We start from the raw sequence: 7,808 nt of genomic DNA on the forward strand, positions 1-7,808 counted from the left end.
CCTGGAGGACGGCGCGAAGGTCGTCGCGCTGCGCAGCAAGGCCATCCTCGACCTGTCCGGCCGGGGCGGCATGGCGTCGGTCGGCGCCCCGGTGGAGCGGGTGACCGAGCTGATCGCCGCCCACGACGGCCGGGTGTCGGTCGCCGCGGTCAACGGCCCGGCCTCGGTGACGGTGGCCGGCGAACCGGACGCCATGGACGCCTTCCTCGCGGACTGCGCCAGGGCGGACGTATGGGCCCGGCCGGTCCCGGTGGACTACGCCTCGCACTCCGTCCAGGTCGAGTCCCTGCGGGAGAGGCTCCTGACGGAGCTGGCCGGGATCCGGCCCACCGCCCCCACCGTGCCGTTCTACTCCACGGTGACCGCCGGCCTGCTGGAGGACGACGCCCTCGACGCCGAATACTGGTACCGCAACCTCCGCGCCACCGTCCGCTTCGAGGAGACCGTACGGCTGCTGCTGCGGCAGGGCCACGACGCCTTCATCGAGGCCAGCGCCCACCCCGTCCTCACCACGGCCCTCCTCGGCACCGCCGAGGCCGCCCGCTCCGAGGCGCTCTCGCTCGCCACCCTGCGCCGCGACGAGGACAGCACCACCGGATTCCTCACCGCGCTCGCCCAGGCCCACGCCGGCGGTGTCGACGTCAACTGGCGTCCGCTGCTCGCCCGGCCCGGCGCGACCCGCGCCGACCTGCCCACCTACCCGTTCGTGCACGAGCGGTTCTGGCTGGCGTCCACGACCGCGGAGCAGCCCGCCGCCGCCCCCGCCGCCGGGAGCACGCAGCCCGACGAGGCCCGCTTCTGGGAGGCCGTCGAACGCCAGGACGTCGACGCCCTCACCGCCCTGCTCGGAGCGACCGACGAAGCGCACCGGGCCGCCCTGGCACCGGCGCTCGGCACCCTGGCCGGCTGGCGCGACCGGCGCCGCCTCGACGCCACCGTCGACGAATGGCGCTACCGCGTCGTCTGGCGGCCCCTGGCCACCACCCCCGAGCCGACGCTCACCGGTACCTGGCTCGTGGTGTCCGCCGACGACGCCGACGCCCCGGCGTTCGGGGAGCAGTGCGTCGAGGCGCTCACCGCGCACGGCGCGCGGGTGGTGCGGCTGCCGGTCACGGCGGCCGACGTCGACCGCGCGCCGCTGGCCGAGCGGATCGCCGCACTCCGCGCCGACCTGCCGGACGACGGGTTCACCGGCGTCGTCTCCCTGCTGGGCCTGGAGGAGCGGGCCCGGGAGGACCACCCCGCGCTCTCCCGCGGCGTCGCCGCCACGATCGCCCTCGCCCAGGCCCTCGCCGACACCGCGCCCGGCGGCCCCCTGTGGTGCCTGACCCGCGGCGCGGTCTCCGTCGCGAACTGGGACCCGCTGACCCGCCCCGCCCAGGGCCGGGTCTGGGGCATCGGACGCGTCGTCGGCCTGGAGTTCCCCCGGCTGTGGGGCGGCCTCGTCGACCTGCCCGCCCGCCCCGACGCCCGCGCCTGGGCCCGCGCCGTCGGCGTCCTCACCGGCGCCCACGGCGAGGACCAGGCCGCCGTACGCGACTCCGGTGTCCTCGTGCGCCGGCTGGTCCGCGCCTCGGCCGCGGACCGGCCGCCGGTACGCGACCCGCGGCCCACCGGCACCGTCCTCGTCACCGGCGGCACCGGCGGACTCGGCGCGCAGGTCGCGCGGTGGGCCGCCGAGAGGGGCGCCGAGCGGCTGGTGCTGACCAGCAGGGCCGGCATGAACGCGCCCGGCGCCCGTGAACTCGTCGAACGGCTCACCGCGCTGGGCCCGCAGGTCACCGTCGTCGCCTGCGACATGGCCGACCACGAGGCGGTGACGCGGCTCGTCGCCGACATCGACGCCGACGGCCCGCCGCTGCGGGTCGTCGTCCACGCGGCCGGCCTGGGCCAGGCCAGCGCGCTCGCCGACACCGACCTCGCCGAGAGCGCCCGGCTGGCCGCGGGCAAGGTGGCCGGGGCGGCCGTGCTCGACAGCGTCCTCGGCGACCGGCCGCTCGACGCGTTCGTGCTGTTCTCCTCGATCTCCGGCCTGTGGGGCAGCGGCATGCAGGGCGTCTACGCGTCCTCCAACGCCTACCTCGACGCCCTCGCCGAGCACCGCCGCTCCCGCGGCGCCACCGCCACCTCCCTCGTCTGGGGCCCCTGGGCCGGCGCCGGCATGGCCGACGACGAGCGGGCCCACGAGATCCTCGCCAGCCGCGGCGTCCGCATGATCGACCCGCGCACCGCCATCGCCGCGATGGACCGCGCCCTGGAGCTGGACGACACGGTCGTCGTCGCCGCCGACATCGACTGGGAACGGTTCATCACCGGCTTCACCGCACTGCGGCCCAGCCCACTGTTCGACGAACTCCCCGACGCGCGGCGCGCGCTGAGCGCCGCCGCCCCGCAGGACACCACCGCCCCCGCCACCAGCGGCCTCGCCCGCCGCCTCGCCGAGGCCGCACCCGCCGAGCGCGACACCATCGTCCTCGACACCGTGCGCACCCAGGTAGCCAAGGTCCTCGGCCACTCCGCCCCCGCGGCCGTCCCCGCCGACCGGGCCTTCCGCGAACTCGGATTCGACTCGCTCACCGCCGTGGACCTGCGCAACCGGCTCAACGAGGCCACCGGGCTGGCACTGCCGACCACGCTCGTCTTCGACTACCCGACCTCCCAGGTGCTCGCCAAGCACATCCTGGCCGCCCTCAGCGGCGAGGAGGAACGCACCGCCCAGCCCGCCGCACGGACCGCGGCCCGCGACGGCGAACCGATCGCGATCGTCGCGATGGCGTGCCGCTTCCCCGGCGGCGTGACCGGCCCCGAGGAGTTCTGGGACCTCATCGCCGCCGGCACCGACGCCGTCGGCGGCTTCCCCGCCGACCGCGGCTGGGACGTCGACGGACTCTACGACCCCGACCCGCAACGCCCCGGCACCTTCTACACCGACGAGGCCGGATTCCTCGACGCGGCAGGCGACTTCGACGCCGACTTCTTCGGCGTCAGCCCCCGCGAGGCGCTCGCCATGGACCCCCAGCAGCGCCTGCTGCTGGAGACCACCTGGGAGCTGTTCGAACGGGCCGGCATCGCCCCCGACGCGCTGCGCTCCAGCGACACCGGCGTCTTCGTCGGCGGCACCCCCACCGGCTACGGCACCGACGTGGCCCACATGCCCGAGGGCATCGAGGGCTATGTCCTCACCGGCAACGCCGGCAGCGTGATCTCCGGACGGATCTCCTACCTCTTCGGCCTCGAAGGCCCCGCACTGACCGTGGACACCGGCTGCTCCTCCTCCCTGGTGGCGCTCCACCTGGCCGTCCAGGCGCTGCGCCGCGGCGAATGCTCGCTCGCCCTGGCCAGCGGGGTGTCGGTGACCGCGACCCCCGGCGGTTTCGTCGAGTTCAGCCGCCAGCGGGCCCTGGCGGGCGACGGACGCTGCAAGCCGTTCGCCGCGTCCGCCGACGGCATGGGCTGGTCCGAAGGCGTCGGAGTGCTGCTGGTGGAACGCCTGGACGAGGCCCGCCGCAACGGCCACCCCGTGCTCGCCGTCATCCGCGGCAGCGCCATCAACCAGGACGGCGCCAGCAACGGTTTGACCGCCCCCAACGGCCCCTCCCAGCAGCGCGTCATCCGGGCCGCCCTCGCCGACGCGGGCCTCACCACCGACCAGATCGACGCCGTCGAGGCACACGGCACCGGCACCACCCTCGGCGACCCCATCGAGGCCCAGGCGCTGATCGCGACCTACGGCAGGGACCGCGACCCCGGACGGCCGCTGTGGATCGGCTCCGTGAAGTCCAACATCGGCCACACCACGTCGGCCGCCGCCGCGGCCGGGATCATCAAGATGGTCATGGCGATGCGCCACGGCGTCCTGCCCCAGACCCTCCACGTCGACGAACCGACCCCGCACGTGGACTGGTCCGCCGGCGCCGTCGAACTGCTCACCGAGGCCAGGAGCTGGCCCGCCGGCGCCGCACCGCGCCGCGCCGGGGTCTCGTCGTTCGGGATCAGCGGCACCAACGCCCACCTGATCCTGGAGGAGGCGCCCGAGGACGCCACCGACCCGGACCCCGCGCCCGCCGACCCCGCGCCCGGCGCGCTCACCCTGCCCGACACCACCGCCCTGCCCTTCCTGGTCTCCGCGAAGAGCCCCGAGGCCCTGCGCGCCCAGGCCGCGCGGCTCGCCGGCCACCTGGCGTCCGGGCCGGGCCGGGCCGTCCCCCTGACCGACCTGGCCCACTCCCTGCACGCCACCCGCTCGGCCCTGCACCACCGCGCCGTCGTACGGGCCGCCGACCACGAACACCTGCTGCGCGCACTGGAGAGCCTCGCCGCCGGCACCCCCGCCGCCGGGCTCGTCGAGGGCCAGGCCCGGCACGGCGAACGCGTCGTGTGGGTCTTCCCCGGCCAGGGCTCGCAGTGGCCGCGCATGGCCGTCGGACTGCTCGACCACGCACCGGTGTTCGCCGCGCAGATCGCCGCCTGCGAACAGGCCCTCGCCCCCTACGTCGACTGGTCCCTGGAGGAGGTGCTGCGCGCCGACGCCGACACCGCGCAGGCCTGGTTCGCCCGCGTCGACGTCCTCCAGCCGGTGCTGTGGGCCGTGATGATCTCCCTGGCCGAACTGTGGCGCGCGTGCGGCGTCGAACCCGCCGCCGTCGTCGGACACTCCCAGGGCGAGATCGCCGCCGCGTACGTCGCCGGCGCCCTCGACCTGGAGGACTCCGCGAAGATCGTCGCCCTGCGCAGCCAGGCCATCACGGCCCTGTCCGGCCGCGGCGGCATGCTCTCCGTCGGGGAACCCGCCGAGCGGGTCACCGCCCGACTGCGCCCCTGGGACGGCCGGCTGTCGGTCGCCGCCGTCAACGGCCCCGCCTCCACCGTCGTCTCCGGCGACACCGCGGCACTCGACGAACTCGCCGCCCTGTGCGCGGCCGAGGACGTACGCCACCGGCGCATCCCCGTCGACTACGCCTCGCACAGCGCCCACGTCGAGGAGATCAAGGACCGCCTCGCCGACGTCCTCGCCGGGACCCGGCCGCGCCCGGCCCGCGTCCCCTTCCACTCGACGGTCACCGCCGCCGCCCTGGACACCACCGGCCTCGACGCCGACTACTGGTACCGCAACCTCCGGCAGACCGTGCGGTTCGAGGAGACCGTCCACGCCCTGGCCGACAGCGGGCACACCGCCTTCGTCGAGATCAGCGCCCACCCCGTGCTGGTCGCCGGAGTCGAGGAGGTCCTGGACGGGACGGACCGGCCGAGCGTGGCCCTGGGCACCCTGCGCCGCGACGAACGGGACGTCGACCGCTTCCTCGGCTCGCTCGCCGAAGCCCACACGCACGGCCTGCCGGTGGACTGGACCGCGGTCCTCGGCGCCGGCTTCGGCCACCGCGTCCCGCTGCCGACCTACGCGTTCCAGCACCGGCGGTACTGGCTGGAGTCCGGTACCGGCCGCGCCACCGCCGGCGACGCCGCGGGACTCGGCCTCACCCCCGTCGACCACCCGCTGCTGCTCGCCGGCACCACCCTGTCCGAACACGGCCACCTCGTCCTCACCGGCCTGATCTCCCCGCGCACCCAGCCCTGGCTGGGCGACCACGCCGTCGCCGGCACCGTCCTGCTGCCCGGCACCGCCTTCGTCGACCTGGCGATCCGCGCCGCCGACGAGGCCGGCTGCGGCCGGCTCGAGGAACTGACCCTGGAAGCACCCCTGATCCTGCCGCCGACCGGCGCGGGCGCCGTCCAGGTCCAGGTCGTCGTGGAACCGCCCGACGCGACCGGCCGCCGCGCCCTCACCGTCCACTCCCGCCCCGCCACCGACCGGGCCGACGACGGCGAAGGCTGGCAGCGCCACGCCGGCGCCGTCCTCGCCCCCGCCGCCCCGGCCGCCGACTTCGACCTGACGGTCTGGCCCCCCGCCGACGCCGTCCCCCTCGACACGGCCGACTTCTACGAGCAGGCCCGCGCCTCCGGCTACGCCTACGGGCCGGCCTTCCAGGGCCTGGAACAGGTCTGGCGGGTCGGCACCGAGGTCTACGCGGAGGTCGCGCTCGGCGAACGCGAACGCGACGAAGCGGGACGGTACGGCCTGCATCCCGCGCTCCTCGACGCCGCGCTCCAGGCGTACGGACTGGCCGGCTCCGGCGGCCGGGACGCCCGCATCCTGCTCCCCTTCACCTGGAACGACGTCTCCCTGCACGCCTCGGGCGCGCAACGGCTGCGGGTGCGGCTGATACCCGACGGCACCGACACCGTCACCGTGCTGGTGGCCGACAGCGAGGGCGCTCCGGTGCTGCGCGCCGACTCCCTCGTACTGCGGCCGGTCGCCGTCGACCAGATCATCGGCGGCCGGGACGCCACCCGCGACGCGCTGTTCACCGTCGACTGGAAGCCGGTGACCGCGCCCGCCCCGGACGGTACCGACACCGGCTGGGCGGTGCTCGGCGCACCCGGCGCCCCGGACACCGAGCGACTGCTCGCCGACCTCGCCGCAGCGGGGATCGCCCCAGCCGTGTACCCGGACCCCGCGGCACTCGGCGCAGCCGTCGAAGCGGGCACGCCCGCACCGGACTTCGCGCTGCTCACCCCCGCCGACAGCGCCCCGGAGGCCGCACCGGACCGGCCCGGGAGCCTCACCGGACGCGCGCACACCGCCGCCGCCCGAACCCTGGCCGACATGCGGGTCTGGCTCGCCGACCGGCGCCTGGCCGACACCCGGCTCGTGGTGCTCACCCGGGGCGCCCTGACCACCGCACCCGGCGAGGCCGTGCCCGACCTCGGGCGCGCCGCTGTCGTCGGCCTCGTACGCTCCGCGCAGAGCGAGCAGCCCGACCGGGTCCTGCTGATCGACACGGACGGGTCCGCCGGCTCCCGCCCGCTGCTGCCGGTCGCGGCCCGCGCGTCCCTCGCCCTCGGCGAACCCCAACTCGCCCTGCGCGAGGGCACCCTGCTCGCGCCCCGCCTCGGACGGATCGGCGGCTCCGGCGCGCTGGTGCCGCCGGCCGGGCCCTGGCGGCTGGACACCGTCAGGGCCGGGACGCTGGACAACCTCGCCCTCGTCACGGCACCGCCCGCCCCCGAGAGCGAGGAACTGGGGGAGGGGCAGGTAGCCCTCGCGGTCCGGGCCGCCGGGCTCAACTTCCGTGACGTCCTCATCGCGCTGGGCATGTACCCGGGCGCCGCGTCGATGGGCGGCGAGGGCGCGGGCGTGGTCACCGGGGTGGGCCCCGGGGTGACGGGGCTCGCGGTCGGCGACCACGTCCTGGGCATGTTCCAGGGCGGATTCGGCCCGCACGCCGTCGCCGACCACCGGATGCTCACCAAGCTTCCCGAGGGCTGGTCGTTCGAGCGGGCGGCGTCGGTGCCGGTGGTGTTCCTGACGGCGTATTACGGGCTGGTCGAGCTGGGCGGCCTGCGCGCGGGCGAGTCGGTACTGATCCACGCCGGAGCCGGTGGAGTGGGCATGGCGGCGGTGCAGATCGCCCGTCATCTCGGTGCGGAGGTGTTCGCCACCGCCAGTGAGGGCAAGTGGGACACCTTGCGCTCCCTGGGCCTGGACGACGACCACATAGCGAACTCCCGCTCGCTGGCGTTCGAGGAACGCATCCGTACCGTCACCGGCGGCCGGGGTGTGGATGTGGTGCTGAACTCCCTCGCGGGGGAGTTCGTGGACGCGTCGTTGCGGCTGCTGGCAGAGGGTGGCCGGTTCGTGGAGATGGGCAAGACGGATGTGCGGGATGCGGGGGAGGTGGCTGCCGGGTTCGGGGGTGTGTCGTATCAGGCGTTCGATCTGATCGAGGCGGCGGGTGCGGACGGGATCG

Annotated in this window: 1 protein-coding gene; it reads left to right on the forward strand. The window is 75.8% G+C overall.

Annotated features, from left to right (window positions below; genetic code table 11):
* On the forward strand, window positions 1–7,808 hold a 7,808-nt coding region (locus tag ALMP_RS42910), incomplete at both ends, for a type I polyketide synthase (RefSeq protein WP_264937486.1).

Source organism: Streptomyces sp. A012304, from assembly GCF_026008495.1.
Classification (GTDB): domain Bacteria; phylum Actinomycetota; class Actinomycetes; order Streptomycetales; family Streptomycetaceae; genus Streptomyces.